The 24409-nt window shown below is 40.7% G+C and carries 21 protein-coding genes; 7 read left to right on the forward strand and 14 right to left on the reverse strand.

The annotated features are described in order from the left end of the window. Positions 1-114 precede the first annotated feature (114 nt). Positions 115-567, forward strand: a complete 453-nt coding sequence (locus ACUXV2_RS10795; protein ID WP_446243219.1) for a cupredoxin domain-containing protein — start codon at positions 115-117, stop codon at positions 565-567. A gap of 73 nt (positions 568-640) precedes the next feature. On the opposite strand, the gene ACUXV2_RS10800 is transcribed toward ACUXV2_RS10795, so the two are convergent. Next, positions 641-1819 (reverse strand): D-alanyl-D-alanine carboxypeptidase family protein, encoded by a 1179-nt coding sequence (locus ACUXV2_RS10800; RefSeq protein ID WP_446243220.1) that lies wholly within the window; start codon positions 1817-1819, stop codon positions 641-643. Positions 1820-2693: 874 nt separating this feature from the next. Here ACUXV2_RS10800 and ACUXV2_RS10805 point away from each other — a divergent pair. Both ACUXV2_RS10805 and ACUXV2_RS10810 read left to right on the forward strand, forming a co-directional pair. Continuing rightward, the gene (locus ACUXV2_RS10805; protein WP_446243221.1) at positions 2694-3323 is read left to right on the forward strand and encodes a 5-bromo-4-chloroindolyl phosphate hydrolysis family protein; all 630 of its coding nucleotides are present in this window, start codon (positions 2694-2696) and stop codon (positions 3321-3323) included. Positions 3324-3340: 17 nt separating this feature from the next. Next, positions 3341-4474 carry a toxic anion resistance protein gene (locus ACUXV2_RS10810; protein ID WP_446243222.1) on the forward strand — a complete coding sequence of 378 codons (1134 nt, stop codon included), beginning with the start codon at positions 3341-3343 and terminating at the stop codon, positions 4472-4474. Between the two features lie 23 nt (positions 4475-4497). Here the strand turns inward: ACUXV2_RS10810 and ACUXV2_RS10815 are convergent, their stop codons facing one another. From ACUXV2_RS10815 to ACUXV2_RS10830, 4 genes are all read right to left on the reverse strand, one after another. Next, positions 4498-6072 carry a cation:proton antiporter gene (locus ACUXV2_RS10815; RefSeq protein WP_446243223.1) on the reverse strand — a complete coding sequence of 525 codons (1575 nt, stop codon included), beginning with the start codon at positions 6070-6072 and terminating at the stop codon, positions 4498-4500. Positions 6073-6630: 558 nt separating this feature from the next. Further along, on the reverse strand, positions 6631-8553 hold the full coding sequence (locus tag ACUXV2_RS10820; protein ID WP_446243224.1) for a vWA domain-containing protein: 1923 nt from the start codon (positions 8551-8553) through the stop codon (positions 6631-6633). A 10-nt stretch (positions 8554-8563) separates the two neighbouring features. Next, on the reverse strand, positions 8564-9445 hold the full coding sequence (locus tag ACUXV2_RS10825) for an ATP-binding protein (RefSeq protein WP_446243225.1): 882 nt from the start codon (positions 9443-9445) through the stop codon (positions 8564-8566). A 128-nt stretch (positions 9446-9573) separates the two neighbouring features. Then, complete coding sequence (locus ACUXV2_RS10830; RefSeq protein WP_446243226.1) at positions 9574-9780, reverse strand: DUF6501 family protein; 207 nt, start codon at positions 9778-9780, stop codon at positions 9574-9576. Between the two features lie 196 nt (positions 9781-9976). Between ACUXV2_RS10830 and ACUXV2_RS10835 the strand changes: the two genes are divergently transcribed. Beyond that, entirely contained in the window at positions 9977-10315 is a 339-nt protein-coding gene (locus ACUXV2_RS10835; RefSeq protein ID WP_446243227.1) for a hypothetical protein, read from the forward strand. A 32-nt stretch (positions 10316-10347) separates the two neighbouring features. On the opposite strand, the gene ACUXV2_RS10840 is transcribed toward ACUXV2_RS10835, so the two are convergent. The 3 genes from ACUXV2_RS10840 to ACUXV2_RS10850 form a co-directional block, all read right to left on the reverse strand. Then, the gene (locus ACUXV2_RS10840; RefSeq protein WP_446243228.1) at positions 10348-10971 is read right to left on the reverse strand and encodes a DedA family protein; all 624 of its coding nucleotides are present in this window, start codon (positions 10969-10971) and stop codon (positions 10348-10350) included. A 147-nt stretch (positions 10972-11118) separates the two neighbouring features. Further along, positions 11119-12003: a gamma-glutamylcyclotransferase gene (locus ACUXV2_RS10845; protein WP_446243229.1), complete on the reverse strand. Its 885-nt coding sequence runs from the start codon at positions 12001-12003 to the stop codon at positions 11119-11121. Between the two features lie 172 nt (positions 12004-12175). Next, on the reverse strand, positions 12176-13810 hold the full coding sequence (locus ACUXV2_RS10850; protein WP_446247050.1) for an AMP-binding protein: 1635 nt from the start codon (positions 13808-13810) through the stop codon (positions 12176-12178). A 343-nt stretch (positions 13811-14153) separates the two neighbouring features. Between ACUXV2_RS10850 and sda the strand changes: the two genes are divergently transcribed. Beyond that, entirely contained in the window at positions 14154-14288 is a 135-nt protein-coding gene (gene sda, locus ACUXV2_RS10855; protein WP_172251557.1) for a sporulation histidine kinase inhibitor Sda, read from the forward strand. A gap of 94 nt (positions 14289-14382) precedes the next feature. Here the strand turns inward: sda and ACUXV2_RS10860 are convergent, their stop codons facing one another. From ACUXV2_RS10860 to ACUXV2_RS10870, 3 genes are all read right to left on the reverse strand, one after another. Continuing rightward, complete coding sequence (locus ACUXV2_RS10860; protein WP_446243230.1) at positions 14383-14508, reverse strand: hypothetical protein; 126 nt, start codon at positions 14506-14508, stop codon at positions 14383-14385. Positions 14509-14708: 200 nt separating this feature from the next. Beyond that, positions 14709-15956 carry a 2-oxoglutarate dehydrogenase complex dihydrolipoyllysine-residue succinyltransferase gene (gene odhB, locus ACUXV2_RS10865; RefSeq protein ID WP_446243231.1) on the reverse strand — a complete coding sequence of 416 codons (1248 nt, stop codon included), beginning with the start codon at positions 15954-15956 and terminating at the stop codon, positions 14709-14711. Positions 15957-15975: 19 nt separating this feature from the next. After that, entirely contained in the window at positions 15976-18825 is a 2850-nt protein-coding gene (locus ACUXV2_RS10870; RefSeq protein ID WP_446243232.1) for a 2-oxoglutarate dehydrogenase E1 component, read from the reverse strand. Positions 18826-19580: 755 nt separating this feature from the next. Here ACUXV2_RS10870 and ACUXV2_RS10875 point away from each other — a divergent pair. Further along, on the forward strand, positions 19581-20090 hold the full coding sequence (locus tag ACUXV2_RS10875; RefSeq protein WP_446243233.1) for an Hsp20/alpha crystallin family protein: 510 nt from the start codon (positions 19581-19583) through the stop codon (positions 20088-20090). 5 nt (positions 20091-20095) lie between these two features. On the opposite strand, the gene ACUXV2_RS10880 is transcribed toward ACUXV2_RS10875, so the two are convergent. From ACUXV2_RS10880 to ACUXV2_RS10890, 3 genes are all read right to left on the reverse strand, one after another. Continuing rightward, positions 20096-21523 (reverse strand): HAMP domain-containing sensor histidine kinase, encoded by a 1428-nt coding sequence (locus ACUXV2_RS10880; protein ID WP_446243234.1) that lies wholly within the window; start codon positions 21521-21523, stop codon positions 20096-20098. Continuing rightward, positions 21520-22200, reverse strand: coding sequence for a response regulator transcription factor (locus ACUXV2_RS10885; RefSeq protein ID WP_446243235.1), 681 nt, complete (start codon positions 22198-22200; stop codon positions 21520-21522). The genes ACUXV2_RS10880 and ACUXV2_RS10885 overlap by 4 nt, the downstream gene beginning before the upstream one ends. Before the next feature lie 251 nt (positions 22201-22451). Then, entirely contained in the window at positions 22452-23114 is a 663-nt protein-coding gene (locus ACUXV2_RS10890) for an HAD family hydrolase (RefSeq protein WP_446243236.1), read from the reverse strand. Between the two features lie 528 nt (positions 23115-23642). Here ACUXV2_RS10890 and ACUXV2_RS10895 point away from each other — a divergent pair. After that, positions 23643-24368: a LamB/YcsF family protein gene (locus ACUXV2_RS10895; protein WP_446243237.1), complete on the forward strand. Its 726-nt coding sequence runs from the start codon at positions 23643-23645 to the stop codon at positions 24366-24368. The last annotated feature ends 41 nt before the right edge of the window (positions 24369-24409 follow it).

Below are 24409 nucleotides of genomic sequence, written 5' to 3' on the forward strand. Positions count from 1 at the left end.
AAAATCAAACGGATTTGTTCATACACTCCCCATATAGTAGACAAGTTCCCTCCCTATTACGCATAACAATAAATATAGGAATATGATTATATTTATTAATAAGGAGGAGAAAGCTTGAAATTTTTAGTCCTGAAGAAATCATCCATTATAGCCATCTTCTTTACCATCCTGATCATCAGTATCGGGTCCATCTGGGCTTACAAAACCCAACATTCGTATCCTACCGTTTCATTAGGGGGTTCAACGGATGTACAAACAATTGAACTGGTGACAGGGGAATTCAAGACAAAAGGCGCTGATGGGAAAGAGATTGAAGCATACCGCTGGGATCCAGGGACCATCGTGGTCGAAAAAGATACAAGAGTTCAGCTTCGGATACACGGTGTAAATGGGGAAGCACATCCCTTCTACATTGAAGGAACAGACATAAAAGGTACCGTAAAGAAAGGAGAAGAAACGGTCGTTAATGTTACATTTGACAAAGAAGGCACGTATCGCCTGATATGTGAAACCCATAAAACAATGGAAAATAACGGACCTATGATCGGATATATCATAGTGGACTGATTATCAACAGGCTGCCCCCATCGGGACAGCCTGTTGATTTCTTCTGCTTCAGATTTTTTTAGGAATGGAAAGACTAGAGCTCCCGCCCCCTTCTTCTCAACATCGAAATCCCTGCCATCGCCAGGATGATCATGTAAAGAAAAACAGGGTAAAATGCGGCTGAGTCAGTCCATTCACTTTCTTTGCTCCCATGACTGCTTGAAGCCAGCACATCCTGCTGTTTTTTACCGGATGTATGAACCGCTTGAAGCTTTGTAGAAGCAATTTTCTCATGTTGTTCATTATAAATCGTCAGGATACCACTTTTGTCCACCACTTCATTCACTGTTTCATTGAGGGGCTTTGTATAATGAAAATCTGTTTGAAGTTCAAACGATTCACTGCTTGTCTGAAATTCACTTTCCTTGGATACATAGGTGCGGGTGAACTGATTAAGTCCATAATCCAGCAGTGCTTTCGTGTCTGTATAAATGGCCCGTTTACTCTGTGCATCCATCGTCACTGCTACAACCGATAAGCCATCATTTTCTGCAGACGTGACAAGGGTATGATTGGCTTCCGGTACAAACCCATTCTTACCGCCCGTCACTTCTGGATATGGTAATTCACCCTTGACCATTTTATGATGATTGTAAAGTTTTGTTTTCCACCCTGCAGACGTCCAATTGATCATATCGATATCAAATAACGCTTTGAAATCATCGTTTTTTAATGCATAGCTTGTAATTTCAGCCATATCATAGGCTGTTGTATAATGATCATCATCATAGAGCCCGTGGGGATTTTCAAAGTGGGTATTCTTTACACCCACCTCTTCTCTTAAAAATTCATTTAAGTTTTTCATGAAATCATCCACTGAGCCTTCCGTGTGCTCCGCGATGGCAACCGCGGCATCATTCCCAGAATTGACCATCAATCCCTGCAATAACTGCTGCATCGAAATGGTCTCTCCTGGTAGCAAATAGACGGTAGACCCTTCTGTATTAGAAGCCTGTTGACTGACCGTGACCGTTTCATCTTGCTTACTATGCTCAAGCGCATAAATGGCTGTTGCGATTTTTGTGATGCTGGCAGGATTCATTTTCTTATGGGCATTCTTCGAATAAAGAACACTTCCTGTTGAGGAATCTATTAAAACAGCCGATTTACTGAAAAGGCTATCCGGCTTTTGTGCTGTTTTTTCCTGAGCTGATGCCATGGGTGATGACACCCAGAATAGCACAATGATCATCAGCATGATTGTTTTTTTCATCTGTCCACACACCTGTCTCGTCAATCTGTCCAGCTATGGCGGCTAGAGGCTCGAGACATAAGCCATGTCATCCAAAAAGGCAAAAAACGCCTTTATGGCTGCCCTGTCTTATGCTTGTCGCCTCTGAACGAGCCGCCTCCGCTTTTCTATTTGTCCAGCTATGGCGGCTAGCCCCTCGAGGTCATAAGCTAAATGGTCCATGAAGGCAAATAGCGCCTTCTCGGCCCATTCAACTTATGCTTGTCGGGGCTGAACGAGCCGCCTCCGCTTTTCTATCTGTCCAGCTCCGGCGGCTAGAGGCTCGAGACATAAGCCATGCCATCCAAAAAGGAAAAACGCCTTTATGGCTGCCCTGTCTTATGCTTGTCGCCTCTGAACGAGCCGCCTCCGCTTTTCTATTTGTCCAGCTCCGGCGGCTAGCCCCTCGAGGTCATAAGCTAAATGGTCCATGAAGGCAAAAAGCGCCTTCCCGGCCCATTCATCTTATGCTTGTCGGGGCTGAACAAGCCGCCTCCGCTTTTCTATTTGTCCAGCTCCGGCGGCTAGAGGCTCGAGACATAAGCCATGCCATCCAAAAAGGCAAAAAATGCCTTTATGGCTGCCCTGTCTTATGCTTGTCGCCTCTGAACGAGCCGCCTCCGCTTTTCTATCTACTAAATCATTTTATCAAATAAATTGATTATTTAATCATCACTTCCGGAAATGTTATTAAATTGAAAGAATGTAGTCAATTCCTTACAGTAAGTAAGCCCGATAATATGCATGCCCAGTATATTCCACACCCGTCTTCTGTTAGAATAGAAATAACTTCAATGAAACTTTTTTGAGCATCTCAACGTATAAAAGGAAAGCATTTTTTTAAGGGGTAGATGAAATGAATACGTTTTTACATTTAGTGTTAAGAAGTATACTTGCCATTTCAATTGGTACTGCCAGCTTTGTAGTTTATGTACTGTCATTCGATATTGGATTTCCCCTGACTCTAGTATGCAGTATTGTCACAGGTTTCTTTACCTTCCTGCTTGTTAAAGGAATTCAGAGCAGCATGTGGCTGAATAAAAAAGGAATCACGAGAAAGGAATATCGATATATCAGCAAGAATTTAAAAGAAGCGAAAGAAAAAATCAAACGATTGCAGAAACAGCAATTAAAAGTCCGTTCATTAGGTGCATTCAAACAAATTCTTGAAATAAACCGATTATCAAGAAGAATCTTCCAGTTAGTGAATAAAGAACCTAAACGTTATTACTCAGCTGAACGTTTCTTCTACTATCATCTGGATTCCGTTGTTGAACTGACTGAGAAATATACCTTTCTGGCATCCCAGCCAGGCAAAAGCCAGGAAACTTTTTTATCTCTGCAGCAGACCCGTTCTACTTTGGATGAATTGATTGATTCATTAGAGAAGGATTTAGAAGTGGTATTGGCTGATGATATGGACCATTTGAAACTAGAATTGAATTTTGCCAACCAGCACCTTTCACATAAAAAAGATTTAAAATAGATGATGGAGGTTTTACCATGGAACAACGTCAGGAGCTTAATGAGTTAGATCAACTGCTTTCCAATCCTTTTTCAAATGAAATGAGTACCAACACACCTACCAATACTGCATTAATGGACCGCCTGCCGAAAGAACAGCAGGAAAAGGCAAAACAACTCGCTGATCAGATCGATTATAAAGATTATGAGGCGATTCTAAAATATGGTACTGCTGCGCAAAACCAGTTATCAAGCTTCTCCCATTCGATGCTGGAACATGTCCAAAAAAGGGATATCGGGCCAATCGGGGATGTATTAAGCGACCTTATGAAAAAACTGGAACAGATGAATCCGGAAGAATTGAATTCAAAGCAAAAAGGGATGTTCAAAAAGCTATTCCGTAAAGTCTCTTCTTCCTTACAGGAAGTTCTATCCAAATACCAAAAAATTGGTTCTCAGATTGACCGCATATCCGTTAGACTGGAACACTCTCAGAAAACTTTGTTGGATGACAATAGACTTTTAGAAACTCTTTACGAAAAAAATAAGGATTACTTTCAGGCACTGAATATTTATATTGCTGCAGCGGAACTAAAAAGGGATGAAATCCAGCACACACTTCTTCCTTCTTTGCGTAAAAAAGCTGAAGAATCGGGGGACGAACTTCTTTATCAAGAGGTAAACGATACAATGCAGTTTCTTGACCGGCTGGACAAGCGGATTCACGACCTTAAATTGAGCAGGCAAATGACCATACAATCCGCCCCGCAAATTCGTTTGATCCAAAATACCAATCAGGCACTGGCCGAAAAAATCCAGGCTTCCATCCTTACAGCAATACCACTTTGGAAAAACCAGATTGCGATCGCTCTCACCCTGTTAAATCAGCAGAAAGCGGTAACGGCTCAAAAACAGGTTTCCCGTACCACCAATGACCTTCTATTGAAAAACTCAGAAATGCTGAAAACAAACAGCATCGAGACTGCCCGCGAAAATGAACGGGGTATCATTGATGTCGAAACACTCAAGAAAACTCAGGAAAATTTAATAGCAACCATCGAGGAAACCTTGACCATTCAAGCGGAAGGACGTCAGAAACGTCAGCAGGCTGAACAGGAAATGGCAGTCATGGAACAGGAATTAAAACAAAAATTGATGGAAATGAAAAAGTAAGAGACGCCATTGAGGCGTCTCTTTTACTTTTCTTCATTATTCACGATTGCATCTGTAATCGCATCGTACTGTCTTTCAGCAAGGGTACTTGAAATGATTTCTTCTTTTTCAAGTTTCATAATGGCGTCGTACTCAGCATATAACGCATGCTTCTTTAACGTTAATAGCTGATTTTCCTTTAACTCAGGATGTTTTTCATAAAGATCATTCAACTGTGCCTTAATCATATCAATTCGTTTTTTATACATATCCATTACTTCCTCTGAAACTGTATCGGTAATATAAAGCTTCTGTTTAACGCGATGGATTTCAGAAATGGCCGTTTCATAGCGATGTACCTGGGAAAGCAGTTCTTGAAATTCTTGATGCTCTCCCTCTTTTGCCTTTACACCAAGCAAAGAAATTAAAGGCTTGATCGTTAATCCTTGGACTACCAAGCTGAAGAGTACTACACTGAATCCAAGAATCAATACATCCTCTCTGGCAGGGAAATCCCTTGGGAGACTTAATACAAGGGCAACAGAAAGCGACCCCTTTAGCCCTCCCCAATTCAATATATGCTTCCATTTATGAGGGAAATTACTGATCAACGATAGACTGGTGTAAACGGCAATACTTCTTGCTATCAGCACAATTGGAATGGCTGCAAATATCAACGGCCATTTTTCCATCAGGTCAATCCTTGTTATTTCAAGTCCGACCATTAAAAATACAAGTGAATTCGCAAGTAAAGCTGCTACGTCCCAGAAGCTGTTGATGTTCAGCTTTGTCGTAGGACTCATACCGATTTTACCGCCATAGTTACCGAAAATGAGGGCTGCAATCACCACCGCAATAACCCCGGAGGCATGGACGCTCTCTGCGAGCAGGAACGAACCATAAAATAAAATGATACTAAATATGATTTCTAAAGGGTAATCGTCAAAGTACTTTGTAAGGATGGAAAAAGCATAGCCCAATGATCCTCCAATAATGACACCCAGTGAAACAACGCGAATGAATTCCCACAAGCCGCTTCCAAGACCAGCCCATCCAGCGTCTATGTATGTTAATAAATAGAATGCAGAAATATTGAAAAGGACAACCGCCAGCCCATCATTAAATAAACTCTCACCCTCGATCACTACAGCCAGCCTTTTCTTCACTCCCACGCTTTTGAAAATGGAAAGCACACTCACAGGGTCGGTTGCACTCATTAACGCACCAAACACAAACGCTGCAGGAATAGGAAAGTCAAAGAAATAATAGGCAGAGAACCCGATGATCAAAAAAGAAAGAAATGTTCCTCCGAAAGCAAGGGCCAATACCGGTTCCTTGTTTGCATTCAATTGGGAAAAAGGGAGTTTTAAAGCTGCCTCCCCCAACAGTGCAGGCAGAAATAGCGTAATGATGACAAAATTAAAGACTTCCCCCTCGGTGATGAACTCTTTCAGAGGTTCTAGAATAGGAATGTTCAATAAACCTATTAATGCTCCCACAATGACCAGTGCAATCGGATAAGGCTGCTTGAATTTCTTAGCAATTGCAGTGATTCCTGCAGCAATCATCACTAATATTAAGCCTAGTTCAAAGATATGATGCAAATCTATATCTTCCACGTTACAACCTCCAATTCATACCATCTTTTGCTTATGATTACATTAATATCCCTTCAATAGTATCCTAAACCTTAAACTTTCCAATTCATACAATTATATGAATGAGATTTATCCATATAACAAAGATGAGGCTGGGACAAAACTAAAAAACTACCACATAAAGACGAACAATTTGAGTGTAGGCTCTTAATACCGCTAATGATTTCCGTGCAAGACTTCGCTTTCCGCGGGTAGCCCGTGAGCCTCCTCGTAACCTCCTTAAGGGAGTTTAACTGGCCAGCTGCAGGGCTTAGAGGCACATGTCATAAGCCAAATCGACCAAGAAGGCAAAGAACGCCTACATGGCCAATTCGTCTTATGCCACCCGCCTCTTTCAAAGCCCTTCCGCTTTTCTAATAGGAGTCTTCGTCTTGCACTCCAATCAACCGCTAGAAAGAGCTAAATCTAAATGTTCATTTGATCATATTAAAAACCCGAACTAATTTGTCTTTCCACAAATTAGTTCGGGTTTACTTAGGCTAAAACACTTTTGTCCCAGCCTCTTTTTTCCCTTTTAAATCATATGCTTTTATAAAGAAGTTTACGAAGTAAGGGAAACAACACATCTGGAAGCTCTTCTATATCAGAAACCAAGATACTGTAATTGCCATAAATATTTTGGATCGTATTACGCTGGCCTTCATCGATTGGTCCGTTCGATAAAAACACATTGATGACTTCGATACCTTGTTTTCTTGCATCCAAAACGGCTTCATGTGTATCAACAATTCCATTTTGATCATAATCCAGCGCTGCAGGTTCACCATCTGAAAAGACAAGAAGAAATTTTTGTTTTTCATTTCTTCTTAGGATTCTCTCCGTCATCAAACGGATGGCAAATCCATCCCTGTTATCTTCTTCAGGCTCGAGCTGTAAAATCTCCGCTCCTGAAGAAGGCTTAAGAGAAGCGGTGTAATCCAGCACAGGCTTCAGATAATTAGGCTGACTGGTCTTGGTTGCCTGATTGGTATCCTCCCAAAAACCTACAACTTCATGAGGCACCCGGACGGACTTCAAGGACTCATGAAATAGAGTGATTCCCAATTTTGTTTGATCCATCTTATCGAACATTGAGCCTGAACAATCCACAAGCAGTGAAAAGACAGCATCGATTTCAGTGGATGGATTTTGTTTTTTGTAAAAGAGCCTTGGGTTATCGTCGGTGATAAACCTCAGCAGTTTGTTGTTCAAACGGCCAAAATGCAGGTCTGACCGTGGTTGAATCCTTTTATGCTCGAGCGTTTTCTCAATCATTTTTTGAAGTTTTTTCTGAAAAGGTGAGATTTCTGCTTTATACGTGTGATATAACTGCTGTTCTTCAAAACTCGGAATCGAAGGGGAAAGAAAATAAGGTACGGCATATCGATTATCTTTTCCGTATTTACTTTCTCCCCCTCCTTTCAGTTCTTCATGCTCTTTTTCCGCAGCTTTCACATTCTCATAATGTTCCTTATCCGTTTCCTGAGCGGAGCCTTGGACCATGGCCAGGGCTTGATCTCCATCGTCGCCTTCCCGGACGCCTTCACCCATTAAATCCGATTGCGAACCCTGATCCAAGTCGAATTGTAAAAAGGATTCTCCTTTATCTTCCGTTTCTCTATGCCACGTACGGAATTCTTCATCGATCACTTCTTCATCGCCGGTACTCTCTTCCTCAAGGACATCATGATTAGCCAGTGGATCCTTCCGTTTAAGGTCTTCAAAGGTTTCGGCAGGAAGATCGGCTTGGTCATACGCATCTTCCGGTAAATGGAAATATTCATTGAGCATATCCTTCTTGACGATTTCATCAACCACGTCAACGATTTCCAGGCAGATTCTTACAACAGCGGCAGTTGAATCCGTTTCATAAAAGCGGCTGAGCCGGTTATGAAGGAACGGCATGGCCAAATCGATATCTTCATTGATGGAAGGAGGCTCCTCAAGTGGAGACTGTGCATTCAGTAATAGAAATAACGCATTGAACAGAGAATCTGTAAACACGCTTTTAGTTAAATTGACTTTTAGTTGGGCCTGAAAATATTGGCGGAATACATCCCTTCTTGTTGAAAATGCTTTCTTGGTTCCCGGCCTTTTCACCTTGCAAATTTCTTCCAGACGCAAGTCTTCAACCATAACAAATAATTGTTTAGAGAATTTCGGGATGGAAGTATGTTTGATCTTCTTTATATAGTTTATCACTTCTTCATTGTCGGTTTCAGTGAGGTTTCCGACAGTCCTGAGGTAAATATCACTTTTTAACCCGTTTACCTCGTCCATCCTTTTCCTATGATCCCAAAAATGGCTGACATATACTGTTTGCTGTTTATTATCCAGATAAGAAAAAGGACCATATTTCAAATCCATCTCGCCATTTTTGGACAAGGTCTTCGCCAAATCGGCCATTTCCATGAAGAGAAACGAATCGATGGTTTCATCGTTGAATTGTATAAACCTTTCCATTATCGATCCCTCATTCAAATAAGGTTTCCGAGATATTTTTTATCGCGGCTTTCTCCCGCTCATCTTCCAACTTATCAATAATTCCGCGCTGAATGGCACGTTTTGCAGGTAAGAATACGGCAAGGTCGCAAGCATCCAATAGAGCCCGGATCGATGCAGCTTCCTCTGAAACCTGTCCATTCTTCACCTGAATCAATAAATCAGAGGACAGAGCGACGAACTTGTCAATCAATTTCTCATCATTCAATTGGCTCTGACTTTTAATGACTGAGCACAATACTTCTCCTTCAATATATGGGACGTCGACTACGACGAACCTGTTTTTTAGCGCTTCATTCAATGGGACAGTCCCTACATACCCTTCATTGATAGCCGCGATCACACCAAAGGTCGGTGCAGCTTTGATCACTTCCCCGGTGAACGGGTTCGTGATGCTTCTGCGGTAATCAAGGACACCATTTAGAATCGGCAGGGTCTCGGGCTTCGCCATATTGATTTCATCGATATATAAAAGGTGTCCTTTTTTCATAGCCTGAATAACGGGACCCTCTATGAATTCAATCGAGTTCTTTCCGTTTTTATCGGTGATCGTCTTATACCCGAGCAGAGCTTCTGCATCAAGATCGACGGAACAGTTAATACTGTGCATCGGCTGGGTAAAAATGGACGACAACGTTTCAGATAGTTTTGTTTTACCTGAACCTGTCGGACCTTTTAACAGGACGTTTTTCCCCATTGATAAAGAGATGATGCTATCTTCGATTATATGATGATCACTTGAGGAGTATCCTCCCTCCCCTATGAGATATCCATACTGTGATTCACTGAACAATTCTTTTCTTTGTTTTATCATTTCCAATACCGTTTCCGGTAAAGATGTTTCGTAATTCATCCATGACATCCTTTCCAAATCATCTACTAGACACATCATACATGTAAGAGCGCTTTCACTGCAAAAAAAGGAGCTCACAATATAAAAGCTGATTTCCACTCAAAGTAGAAACCAGCTGTCAATTCACATTATTTTATTTCTTCGAAGTACTCCTTATAGAAGCCTCCCATCTTGCCGCTTTCATCAATAACAAAGTAATAGTCTTCTGATTCATTTTTTACTTCGTATTCTTTACCGACTACAAGAACGTTTTCCACCGTGTATTTTTTTGCATCAGTATGTACACACTTAACTAATTTCACTGCATTATTGTCTGTCCAAGTATGATGTATCATCTAAATCCTCCTAGTACATATGTATGTAATTAGTATATTCTTCCCCAGGCATTTGTTCAACCGCAAACTTCACTGCCTCAAACGAATCTTTCCTTTATTTGAATCGTATATTTAATAAATTACCCTAATCATCCCTGTCATCCTCTCTAAATATATGGTATATTATAGGAGAATTTAATTTGAAGGGCGTTACACAATGAAAAAAGCAATCTTCCAGATTCTCTGTATCTCTCTGCTATTTCTTGCCTATTATATGACTACTCACCGTCCGTCTGAAGAACAGTTTTATACTTGGCTGGAAGAAGAATACCAGATAGATTGTAAAGAGAAAATATCCTGTACAAAAAAAGAAAATGGAAATTCTGTTTATACCCTGATTGAAACAGGTTCAAATGTAAAAAGTGAATATCTGTTATTTAATACTGTGGGTAAAATATTCGAGGACCAGAACGGCGATCGTACCACTATCAAAGCAATCGGAGTATTCGGGAGCTATTACACGATTATTAATGATGAAAGCTCACCACATAGTTAAACCGATTTAACGGCTTCCGTTAAATCGGTTATTTATTTTCGATACCTTATTCTTTTCCTTGTTAAAGGATACTTCCTTCTTAATGCTCGGAGCAGAAAGAAAAGCATTATTGCTGAAAGGATTAAACCAGCTGTCATTCCTGCTTTCAAGCTGAGTTCTTCGACCATTGGTTGAAAACTCCTCGGAAAGTACCTTCCAGCCTGAAAGTAAACCAATGCCCATATGCATGCAGAAGGTGCGGCATACAACATAAATTTCAAAAATGTGATACCTTTCCCCGTCCCGGCAATATAAGGCATCACAAGACGGACACCAGGGATGAAATAGCTGATGGAAATAGCAAATAAACCATATTTATCGATCCAGGTCTCACTTTTCCTGATCAACCCTTGTGTCTTGCTGCTTTTAAAGAAACGAAGCAGCAATCTTGTTCCAAATCGCTTCCCTATTATAAATCCGAATATACCATAGCTTACTAATCCGCTGTACATGAAAAGAAACGAGGTGTATGGGTTAAAATGCCTCCATTCAGTAAGATATCCTGCAAATGCAGCTGCCATTTCATTCGGGACAGGCAAGCCTAAAAATACGATCCAGCTAAAAAGAAACATTGCTATATAGCCATATTGGTCCACTAGATCAAGTAAGATCTCCATATAGCACCCCCGTTTCTGTAAACGCCTCGTTCAAAAAAGCTCGGGACAAGTCCATTTTTCCTGTACCAGACAGAAAAAAGCCTATTCATTCAATAGATATTCCATCCTATTCAGGATGTTCAACTCATTTATTCATAATGATATATATTATGAAGACTTGGGGTTTGTTAGCAGACTTTTCACTTGTTCTTCAACCATTCCCAGATCAATTAGCTGCTGCTGTAATTTCGAATGATACGCCGCACTGACATGGGGCAGGCTTCCTCTTAAAATTTCCCGTGCGTAATGCTCAGGAGGAAGGACTTCATCGAACTTAGTTTTCACAATAAATGTAAGCACATCAGTATACATGTCCCCACCGATTGTGACATCTACAAAAGCTGCCCTGTACCAGCCGGGAGCTACTCCTTCTCTTGTAAACAGATATTCAACCGCTTCCTGGGGTACATCATAAACAACGCCTTCCATCGAGCCCCCATCTTCAATGATATCCCCACGTCCCCCATCATCTACTTTAAATAGATATCTCATCGTATATCCCTTCAACGTTCCTGCTCCCAGGCAATCTTGAAAGTGATGATCTACTTTAGCCAACTTGAATCGTGCATCATCCATACACGAACCATAAGCAAAGTATAAAATACGCTGAGGCTTTTCATTGATGAATTGATGTACTTTCCAATCTCCGGAGGGAATTTTGGTTTGAAACAGTTTTTCCTCTAACCCATAGTACACGAAAGCTTCGATTGTCCCTCTATCTGTTTTTACTTGGCGAAGTTGTCGATTATATAGATTTTCTTCCCTGCCTTCGATATAATCCTCGATCTCATCCAGTTTGGCGAGAAGTTCATCATCTATTTTATATACTTCTCCATATACTGTACCATCACCTTCTTTTAGAGCCGGATAACCTCTGTCGGTATCATAAAGCTCTCCATCTACCCACGCTTGTTCAACCCGCAATTGCGTGTCTTTCAAAAGGGAATGATTTTCTTCATGCCTTCTTAATGTGCCATAAACAAAAACGTTCACACTATCTCTCCTCTTACTAATTGTGATTAGATTTATTCTATCAGAATCATTTTGATTTTTCAGTTAAATGCGCTTGCAGTCATTCAAAATAGTGATTCAAGGAAGATACGCAATAATAAAGCCAATCCACATGAGCATGGATTGGCTTCAAAGTATACGCTTACAAAATACTTCAACCCTTTGGGGAAATTGCTGTTTTAGCTTGTTCTTTCAATCTGAACTTTTGAATTTTACCTGACGCTGTCATCGGATATGAATCAGTGAATTCAATGTATCTTGGAACCTTATGCCGGGAAATCTTTCCTTTGCAGTAGTCTTTGATTTCATCACATGTAGCCGTCTGCCCCTCTTTCAGGATGACCCACGCCATAACTTCTTCGCCAAATGTTTCGTCAGGTATCCCAATCACCTGGACATCGAGTATTTTAGGATGGGAATACAAAAATTCCTCAATTTCACGGGGATAAATATTTTCACCGCCTCTGATGATCATGTCTTTCAATCTTCCAGTAATCCTGCAATAACCATGCTCATCCATTACAGCTAAGTCACCCGTATGCAGCCAATTTTCTTCATCAATGGCAGCTCTCGTAGCCTCATCGTTCTTATAATACCCTTTCATTACATGATATCCCCTTGTGCAAAGCTCCCCCTGGGTCCCGACGGGTACTTCCTGGCCGGTCCCGGGCTCTACAATTTTCACTTCCACATGAGGAAGTCCTCTTCCGACTGTCTCAACTTTCAATTCAATGGGATCGTGAGTGCGGGTTTGTGTAATGACAGGCGAAGATTCCGTCTGACCGTATGCGATGGTGATTTCTTCAGCTCCCATTTTATTCATTACATCCTTCATGACTTCAATCGGGCAGTTACTGCCTGCCATTATTCCTGTCCGAAGACTGCTCAGGTCATATTCAGCGAAGGAAGGAAGATTCAATTCTCCAATGAACATGGTTGGCACCCCATGCAATGCAGTGCATCTTTCATCCTGGACAGTCTGAAGTACTTGTTCAGGACTGAATTCTTGTACCGGTACCATTACAGCACCTACAGATACACAGGCCAGGGTCCCCATCACGCAGCCGAAGCAATGAAAGAATGGTACAGGTATGCATAATCGATCTTCATTTGTAAGTCTCATACACCCTGCAACATTATACGCGTTATTTACAATGTTGGAGTGAGTGAGCATAACTCCTTTTGGAAAACCCGTCGTTCCGGAGGTATATTGCATATTTATGACTTCATCCGGTGAAAGGTCCTTCATTCTGCTGTCTAAACGTTCATCCTCCACTCCATTCCCTAATTCCATGATTTCTTCCCAATTATAGGTCCCTGGATATTTTTTATTTCCCATCACAATGACATTTTTCAGATTCGGCAGCTTTGTACTATGTAACTTACCGGGTTCTGAACTCTTTAGTTCAGGACAGATTTCATAAAGCATATCAATATAAGAGGCTCCACGATATTCTTCCATTAAAATGATGGTTGTACTGTCCGACTGCCTTAATAAATATTCAAGCTCGGCTGTGCGATAATTCGTGTTAACCGTTACTAATACTGCTCCCATCTTCCCTGTTGAAAACTGGCTTAATATCCATTCAGGTGTATTGGATGCCCAGATTGCGATATGATCCCCTTTTTCAATGCCCAGCTTCATGAACCCCTTGGCAGCTTGTCTGCATTTATGATTCAACTCTTCATATGACCATCTCAACCCTCTGTCGGAATAAACCACAGCCTCATTGTCTGGATGTAATCGGGCTTTTTCTTCAAGTAAATCTCCAATGGTAGTTTGTAAAATTTCGGTCAAACGAATGTCCCCCTTTGTTATTAATATCATGAATGTGTAGTTCAAAATGTTGTTCTATGCGTGTATATTATCACAAAAATTGAAATTTTCAAATAAATATAGATGAAAAATAACAGCCACTTCTTGTTTTCCTTAAGAAGAATAACAGATATATTTGCCAAACTATTATATTTAGACAAATTAACCATCGTTCAAACCAATTTCTACAAAAAACCTTAAAATCCTACTTTGGATGGATTTAAACAAAAAACACTTTTCAAAATCATCTTTTCTATGTAAAATATATAGAAAATATAGAAAATTCTATATTTTAAACATTCCTAGGAGGTTGGTCATGAAAATCTTAAGTAATGAACAGTTAGTGGCAGCTTATCGCGATGCTGAGAAACAAGGGAATGATCAGGACTGGATTCAATTATTAAGAAAAGAGATCCGCAATCGCGGATTAAAACCTTTTAGGAAATCATGACAATGGGAATAAAGATAAAATGAATTGATTCATTCTCACCCCCTGAGAATATGTTTGACAGACTCCATCTTAGAGTCTGTCTTTTTCGTTCTCATTACAAGATACTTCGTTTCTGGATGTAGTGATCCTCTATTTGCTGTTTTTGTTTACTATCCAAGAGACCGATTTTATGAAATAGATAAGTATAATAAATGATTTTCTTGGCATGGCGAGGGTTCATGATCGATCATCTCCTTTCGTCCAAAATTTTCCTTCAGGAAAAATGTTTTCGTTTTACTATATTTTATGTAGAGGGTAAAAAAGAGTGAGGGCAAAGAACATGGGAACTATCCCGACTTAATCGGCTGAGCAAAAAAAAAAGCTGATACATTGATCATGTATCAGCCAACACATTCATCTATATTTTCAAACAAAGGAGGCTTATCCCTCTAATAGTAAATCTTCAGGGTTTTCCAGTAAGTTCTTAACCATTGCAAGGAAACCTACCGCTTCTTTTCCATCAATGATTCTATGATCATAAGAAAGAGCGATATACATCATAGGACGGTTTTCCATATTTTCCTTATCAATAGCTACAGGACGAAGTTGGATTGTGTGCATTCCTAAAATACCAACCTGTGGTCCGTTTAGGATAGGTGTAGAAAGTAAAGAACCAAATACCCCGCCGTTTGTGATTGTGAAGGAACCGCCTTGTAAATCTGAGAGAGCAAGCTTGTTATTTCTTGCTTTCGTTGCCAGCTCCATGATTTCCCCTTCGATTTCTGCAAAGTTTTTGCGGTCACAGTCTCTTACGATCGGTACGACAAGACCATCGTCGGTGGATACAGCCACACCTACATCATAATATTTCTTAAGGACGATTTCATCACCGTCAATTTCAGCGTTCACGTAAGGATATTTCTTAAGGGCAGCTACTACAGCTTTCGTAAAGAAGCTCATGAATCCTAATCTCACATCGTGGCTTTCAAAGAATTTATCTTTCTTACGCTTACGTAATTCCATTACGGCTGACATATCAATTTCATTGAAAGTCGTTAACATTGCAGCTGTCTGCTGTACTTCCACCAGGCGTTTTGCAATGGTTTGTCTGCGGCGTGACATCTTTTCCCGTTCGACCGGCTTACCGTCGTCTTTCTTGGCTGGAGCTTTCTTCGCTTCCTGCGCAGGTTTCGAAGGAGCAGATGCAGGTTTGTTTTCATATGCTTCAATATCTTGTTTGCGTACTCGGCCAAGTGGATCGGTAGGAACTTGTGTAAGGTCAATTCCTTTTTCACGAGCAAGTTTGCGTGCAGCAGGTGATGCAATCGGACGATTCTTCTTATCATCTTTTGCAGCAGGTGCTTCTTCTTGAGGAGATTTTTCTTCCGCTTTCTCCTCTTGTTTAGGAGCTTCCTTCTCTTCACCTTTTTGTTCAGATGGTGCAGGAGCTTCCCCGCCTGCCCCTACAATGGCAATGACCTGCCCGACTTCTACAGTATCACCTTCATCTGCTTTCAGTTCTTGAATGGTTCCTGCTTCTTCAGAAATCACTTCTACATTTACTTTATCTGTCTCAAGCTCTACGATATATTCGCCTTTTTCAACGTAATCGCCCGGCTGCTTTAACCATTGAGCAATCGTACCTTCTGTAATTGATTCTGCCAATTCTGGAACTTTGATTTCTGCCACTGTGATGTCCTCCTCTTTCTTATCGAGTTAACGCTTCATTAATGATTCGTGCTTGTTCTTTTTTGTGTACAGTAGGTTCACCTTCTGAAGGACTTGAACGTCTGCGGCGTCCGACATATTGAACTTCAACGCCGTCTGGTGCCAAATCACGCAGTCGTGGTTCAACAAAAGTCCAAGCTCCCATATTTTTAGGTTCTTCTTGAATCCAAACAAGTTCTTTTAGATTTGGATATCTGTCCAGGATGCCTGCTAAATCATTATTAGGGAATGGGTAAATTTCTTCTAAACGAAGAATATGAAGCCAATCTGTTTCATCGATACCCTGAAGTTTCTCTTCCAAGTCAATCGCGATCTTACCGCTTCCAATCACGATTCGCTCTACTGCTTCATGATTTTCACCCAATCCTTTTTGTTCCAGAACGGAGTGGAATTCACCATTAGCGAGCTCTTCTGCTGTAACAGCTGCAAATTGATTTCTTAACAAGCTTTTAGGAGTCATGATAACGAGCGGGCGTACTTCTTCTTTCTGAAGGATTGCCGCTTGACGTCTCAGGATATGGAAATATTGACCTGCAGTCGAACAATTTGCAACTGTCCAGTTATACTCCCCACCTAATTGGAGGAACCTTTCCAGACGTGCACTCGAGTGTTCCGGCCCCTGACCTTCATAACCGTGCGGGAGGAGCATGACAAGTCCTGATTTTTGACCCCATTTAGCCCGCCCTGCAGAAATGAACTGATCGAACATTACCTGTGCCATATTAGAGAAATCACCGAATTGGGCTTCCCAAAGGACCAGTGTTTCAGGTGCGAAAACATTGTATCCATATTCGTATCCGACAACTGCTGTCTCTGTTAATGGACTATTAAGCACTACAAATGATGCATGGCTGTCCTGGATATGATGCAGCGGAATATATTCCTCACCTGACTTTTCATCATGTAGAACCAGATGGCGCTGAGCAAAAGTCCCGCGCTCAGAATCCTGACCTGTTAAACGGATTGGAGTTCCATCTTTTAATATGGATGCAAATGCAAGTGTTTCCGCATGTGCCCAATCAATTTTTCCTTTCCCCTCAAATACTTGACTGCGTCTCTTTAAGATCTTATCAAGCTTCTTGAAAACATTGAAACCTTCCGGCCATTGCAGTAACTCTTCATTTAGTTGCTGCAGCTTATTGAATTCAACAGAAGTATCCAGTTCAGGCAAGCCATTTGCTACGTCTTCAGGAGGAGCAAGCACTGTATCAGGATCTTCATCCTTTGCAGGCACCTTTTCATAAGCAGCCTTCAGTGTTTCTTCAATCTCAGCATCCATCTTTTCGATATCTTCCTTAGTGACAATGCCTTCAGACATCAGCTTTTCAGCATACATGTTTTTGACATTCGGATGGTTTTGAATGATTGAATACATTTGCGGATTCGTCACCATCGGTTCATCCATTTCATTGTGGCCGAATCTGCGATAGCCAATCAGATCGATCACAAAATCTTTTCCGAATGTTTTTCGATACTCATAGGCTAAAACGGCAGCTGCTAAACAAGCTTCCGGATCATCAGCGTTAACGTGTACAATTGGCACTTCGAAGCCTTTTGCTGTATCAGAGGCATACTTCGTTGAACGTGAATCACGGCTTTCTGTTGTGAAACCGATCATATTGTTTGCGATTAAGTGAATCGATCCCCCGGTGTTATAACCTCTTAATCGACTCATATTAAGAGTTTCTGCCACTACTCCCTGCCCAGGGAAAGCAGCGTCCCCATGAATCATAACCGCATAGGAAGTCTCAGATGATTGCACAGGGTATCCATTATCTTCACGGTTCTCCTGAGCCGCACGTGTGTATCCTGCCACGATCGGGCTCACAACCTCCAGGTGGCTTGGGTTGTTTGCCAATGTAACACGGGCACGTGCCGTAGGTAATGCCTTAGGAGAAATCTCCCTGTCCGCTCCAAGATGGTATTTCACATCACCGGTCCAACCGAAGGTGATTCCGATTGATCCCTCAGAAGGAATCAGGTCTTTGCTTGGTGCATGCTGGAATTCAGCAAATATCATTTCATACGGTTTACCGATCACATGCGCAAGAACATTCAATCGACCACGGTGAGCCATCCCGATATTCACCGTTTTAGCCCCGGTTTCAACCGAATAGCGAATCAATTCATCCAATAGCGGTACCATCGTATCCAAGCCCTCTATCGAGAAACGTTTTTGGCCTACAAATGTACGGTGGACATATTTTTCAAACCCGTCGACTTCCGCCAACCGCTTTAACAATGAAACTTTTTGGTCATTTGACAAAGGAGAATAATATGAACCTGATTCAATTTTTTCTCTTAGCCAATTTTTCTCTTCCAACTCATGCACGTGAGCATATTCAAATGCCAGCTTCTGTGTATATACTTCCTTCAAGTGATTTACAGCCTGAAGTCCATCTTTAATATGAGGTGGAGCATCCGGGCATAGAAAATCTACAGGAATGGCCTTCAAATCTTCTTCCGTCAGATCAAATTCTGACAATTCAATCCTTCTTGTATCTTTATCGCGATCATTCAGCGGGTTGATATCTGCTGCTAAATGTCCATATGTACGAATATTATCAGCCAGCTTGACAGCGGCAACCATCTTACTTAATGCTGTAGGCTGAGCAGGTAAAGTAAAAGAAGCATCTGCTTTTTGTGCACTTGCCATCACTGCGGCATCTTCAGCAGTAGGAGGTCCCCATTGCTCAAATAATTCCCTCATTTCCGGATCAACTTCCGATGGATCCTCAAGGAATTGTTCATAAACCTCCATCACGTAGCCAAGATTTGGTCCATAAAAGGAATGCCATGGCTCGCCTTGGTTTGTCGATTGCTTTTTCATTGTGAAAAACCTCCAACTATTTGCCAGTTAGTATAATTTGGGTATCAGGTATTCTTCCATTTCAACAGTCATTAATTGTTATGCAAGAATAGTAATTAACAAAACATAAAAACGCTTACAAGGATATTTTATCACTGTGAAGTAGTAATATAAAGTCTTAATAACAAATTTCTTAAAATTTTGTTTTTTACTCAGATCGCCATCCTTTTAACTTATATTCCCATAATAATTTGTGAAGAACTTCATATGAAAAACGACTATTCTGAAATAACTTTCTATTAAGCGCTTTCTTATTCACCCTCTTATGAATGCCCAATAAGGTAACTTTTTTCATAAACCATCTTACTACTCTTACTAAAAAAAACCAAACACTTTTTATCATTTCCGCTAATTTTTATTGTTTGTAAGAATTCTATATTAGAAGTATCTCAAAAAGCGATGATATACCTTTCATTCCCTTTTTATTGCCCCTTCTAAACACCGGTCTTTATTTCCATAAGAGACGCAGTCAAGTAGGTTATCCGCTTCTGCATTTCGATCAGACCCGTTGATACTATGACTGTCTTTGGGAAGAATGAATTGCAGCGTCCTTAATCAAACTGAATCATTCACGAGGTATCCTATAAAAATGATCCTTCAATACACCTGAACTCTTCGCCCATACTTGCATAGAATATTACATCTTAGGTATCCGGTTTATGATGAGCCGCTGCTGGCGGTTCGCTTAGAGTGTGTTTTTAAGAAAGGTGATGCTTATGTTCCCTTGGAGCCTTTTTCCATTCAGTAAAGATATGAAGGAACAAATGAATCAGATGAATCCAAAAGAAATTGATTCATATGTACAGGATATGATGAAAAAAATGTTTCCCGGCGGATGGAGTAATATGATGAACCCTACTGAGGCAATGAAAGGGCATCAGCCTTTCATACATCCGATGAGTAACGAACCGAATCATCAGGAATCCAAAGCTTCGACGCCTGCGAATTCAATTCCCGTCAATATATTTGAGACATTTGAAGATGTTTATATCCGTCTGAAGATCCCTGATGAAGAGTGGATGAAGCAAATGAAGATCTTTCATACATCAAATCAAGCAATCATTGAGAATATCCCGGAACATGGTGACAGGCAAGTACTAACTCTTCCTTCACTTGTAAAGAGGAAAGGAGCGATTGCACAATTCAGAGATGGCATCCTTGAATTGAAGATTCCTAAAAGCATTGATATTCAATACACAGAAATAGACGTCTCTGAAAAATATTGAGACGTCTACTTTTCTTCAATATGTTCGATGACCTTTTTTAGAGAAACACGGATGATTGTCCCATACGGTTCGTTTCTCTTCGCTTCGATCTTTCCACCATAGTTATCAATTAACTTTGATGCAATTGCCAGACCCAATCCATATCCGCCTTTTTCTCTGCTTCTGGCCTTATCTACCCGATAGAAACGATCAAAGACTTTTTCCAAATCTGCTTCAGGTATCCCTATTCCTTCATCCTTCACATCAATGACAAGATCCTCGTCAAGTTCCGATAACTGAACTTCAATGGTTGTGCGCGGTTCCGAATACTTGACTGCATTGTCCAATAATATAACCAAAACCTGTTCTAAATGTCTCTTCATTATAAATGCATGTATGTTTTGTTTCATTTCATTTTTGATCTGAAACACATAATCTTCATGCAGAAATGCAAAATCACGGATGATTTTTTCCGCTGCTGCCTTGATGTTTACTTTGGAATTTTCAAAATCTGTCATTTCACGGTCCGCTCTGGATAACTCGAGGAGTTCACCGACAAGCCGTTTTACTCTTTCAAGTTCTTTTAAAGATACCTGTAAGGATTCTTCCAATATGGATGGATCTTTCTTCCCCCATCTGTTTAATAACGCCAAGTGCCCCTCCAGAACCTGGATCGGGGTTCTTAATTCGTGGGAGGCATCTTCAACGAACTGTTGCTGCTGCCTGAATGACTTTTCTATCTCACTCATCATTTTATTGAATATTTGAGACAATTCACTGATTTCGTCATGGGCATTCGTATTTTCTACCCTCCTCTGAAATCCCCCTTGTTCGATGGACCGCATAGCCTCTGACAGTGTATTCAATGGGCGAATGAAGTTCCTTGCCATTAAATATCCCAATAATGCACTTAAAATCAATGCCGCTGCACCGGTTATCGTCATCATCCAAAATAAGTTTTTCATGATTTTTTCATAACGATTGAGAGGCTGTATGATTTCTATATACCCAACGAACTGATTCGAAATAATCGGAGAATGACCAATTAATATCTTTCTTCCGTCTGATTCAATCAGTTTGACTGTTCTATCACTAACTGGCTGAAATGGTATATAGAATGCCGGCTCGTTCTCCCCTCTGATTTCCAATGCCTGTTCACCATGACGGTCGAGGATCCTGATGGTCTGATCCTTCTCTGCAATTTGTTTCATGAGATCCCTGCTGTCATAAATATCTTTCAATTCAATGTTTTGGCCTCGCTGTTTAAAGAAAACGGTGATCTCATCCAAAACACGGCTAAAATTATTCTCTTCTTCATCGACCATCCACTTACTGATTGCATGATATTGAAAGAAGCTGAAAAGAAAGAACGCAATAAATATGGCTGATCCTGCTGCCAGAGCCCACTTGAACTTTAAAGATGACGGCGTAAACCACCGCTTCCAATTTTTCATGACCTCATCACATATCCCGTTCCCCGTACTGTTTGTATGATGCTCTCATCATCAGGGGAGTCCAATTTATTACGCAGATAACGGACATATACATCCACAACATTGGTTTCCACTTCCGTATCATATCCCCATACTTTATTCAAAAGGACATCCCGTGTCAGAACTATATTTTTGTTTTCCATAAAAGCGATTAACAGATCATATTCTCTTTTCGTCACGATGATTTCATTATCTTCTTTATATACTTGACGCGATTCTTTATAAACCTTCAAACCTTTGTGGACATAGGTTGTAACATTCGATTGAGGAAGATCGTTTTGAGACCTCCGAAATACCGCTCTCAGTCTCGCGAGAAGCTCTTCAATAGCAAACGGTTTTACAATATAATCATCCGCACCACTGTCCAGACCCGATACTCTGTCCATCACACTGTCCCGCGCTGTGATCATAAGAATGGGCGTTTCCTTGCTCTGCCTGATTCTCCTGCATACTTCAAGACCATTGAGACCCGGGAGCATCAAATCAAGCAGAATAACATCCCATTCATTATTTAATGCCATTTCGAGCCCATCTCTTCCGTCAAACGCAAGACCAGTATCATACCCTTCGTACTTAAGCTCTAATTCGATGAAACGCGATAGATTTTTTTCATCTTCAATTACTAAAACTCTTTTCATGCACTCACCTGCTAAACATACTGAATACTTTATTTCTTTGTGAAAAAGTCATTGAACGCCTGAAAAATTTCAATTCCCTGATAAGTGAACAAAGTTAAAGCTGTGAAACTAAAAAACAGGACCGGTATGAAGCGAATCCACATCATTTGAATACCTCCCTTATTAGCTCTTGTGTTTATCATCCACTCCCAATATTAAATTCTGATGAGAGGATGATAAAATTTCGCTAAAACAAGTTAGGTTAACATAATTTAGTTATTGTATATTGATTTCATCAATTCCAGTAAATCAGGGAGTTCTTTAATTTTATATTGTATCCCCTGCCCATCCCAAGCATCCGTTTTTTTCCACACGCCGGTCATTCCGCATCGAATGGAAGCTTCAACATCATTAATTGGATGATCACCTACATACACTGCATTAGCTGGTTCGACACCAAGGTGACGTAAAGCATGTGTGAAAATGCTGATATCAGGTTTTTTGGCTCCAAAGCTTTCTGAAATCAAAATGATGTCAAAATATGATTCTATCTGTAGTCCCTCGATGGAACTGGTCTGTAAATCTTCCCTTCCATTTGTGATGAGCCCTAAAGAGTATCCTTCCCTTTTCAGTGTCGACAGTACGTGGTGCAGCCCGGGAAAGGGGGTGGCATGCCGAGCAAAATTCGATAAGTAATCTACCACTAGATCTTGTGTACAAAAATGGTTCAAATCAAAATACTCAATCAATTTTTCATACACGACATCTTTCCACACATACCCTCTTTGGTCCCATTCGATAAATTTTGAACAGAACTCTTCTTTATTTACGACATAATCAATAAAAATGCGATCGTATTGGTCCGAAATGAAATTCAATAAAGAATGTTCCCTGTTCAACAGGGTTTCATCTAAGTCAAACAGGATAGCCTTCAATTATTTTCTCCCTTTCAATAAAACGTTTAATTATCTTCATGAAGAGGTAGTTATATCCATATACATGTATTACCCTATATGGAAAGGAGAGATGACAATGACAACGGGGATCATACTATTTATTTCTTTATTGGTCCTAATTGCCGCCGTGGAGGAAATAATCTATTTTTTCCTGCGTACGAGAATAATAGACAATCACCAAACGGAGAAAGAAGGAAAAATAAAATCTCTCTATAAAAAAGTCAAATTAAAGCTTAGTCCTTCCTAGGATCAAGCTTTTTCTTTTGGCAGGCCCATTATGATCAGGATACAAACTTCCACTCTGCAGATAAACAAATCTTCTCCACTATACATATATTTCCTCTTCAATTATCAATGATTCATTTACATTCTATCAAATTTCACAAGAGACGGTTAACTGAAACCCAAGTTAGGCTTTAGCCTTTTTTAGCATGAAAAGTGAATGAACAGCGTCCATATGATAAGATTAGTACAACTTAGATGAAGATACTTGAAAGGAGTCTTACGATGATCATTGATTTAAATTGTGATTTGGGAGAAAGCTTTGGTGCTTATACAATCGGACAAGACGAAGAAATGATGAAGTATGTATCATCTGTCAATATAGCGTGCGGCTTTCATGCAGGTGATCCCCTGGTCATGGCGCAAACCGTTGAACAAGCGCTCAAGCATGATCTGAATATAGGGGCCCATCCGGGATTGCCAGATCTCCAGGGATTTGGACGGAGGAGCATACATATTACACCACGGGAAGCGTATGCACTGGTTCAATATCAAGTCGGTGCACTTCAGGCGATGGTGACGGCACAAAAGGGAAAGCTTACTCATGTAAAGCCTCATGGTGCTTTATACAACATGGCTGCAAAAGACCGGGACCTGGCGCTTGCCATCGCAAAATCTGTATGTGATATAGACGAATCACTTGTATTATTCGGCCTTTCTGGCAGCGAATTGACCAAGGCAGGTACGGAAACGGGACTAAAAGTAGCCCACGAAGTGTTTGCAGACCGGACTTATCAATCTGACGGCTCCCTCACCCCGAGGTCCCTTCATGATGCTGTCCTTCATGACGCTGACAGAGTGGAGGAACAAGTGTTGAGAATGGTAGAGCGGCAGGAAGTGATGACCGTCACAGGTGATGTCATTTCCATTCAGGCTGATACGATTTGTCTCCATGGGGATAATGTTGAGGGCGTCAGACTGGCTAAAAGGTTAAGGGAAAAACTGGTTTAAATCTGAACCAGTTTTTTATGATTCGCGCTGGATAGGAATTT

This window comes from Rossellomorea sp. NS-SX7, assembly GCF_052828565.1.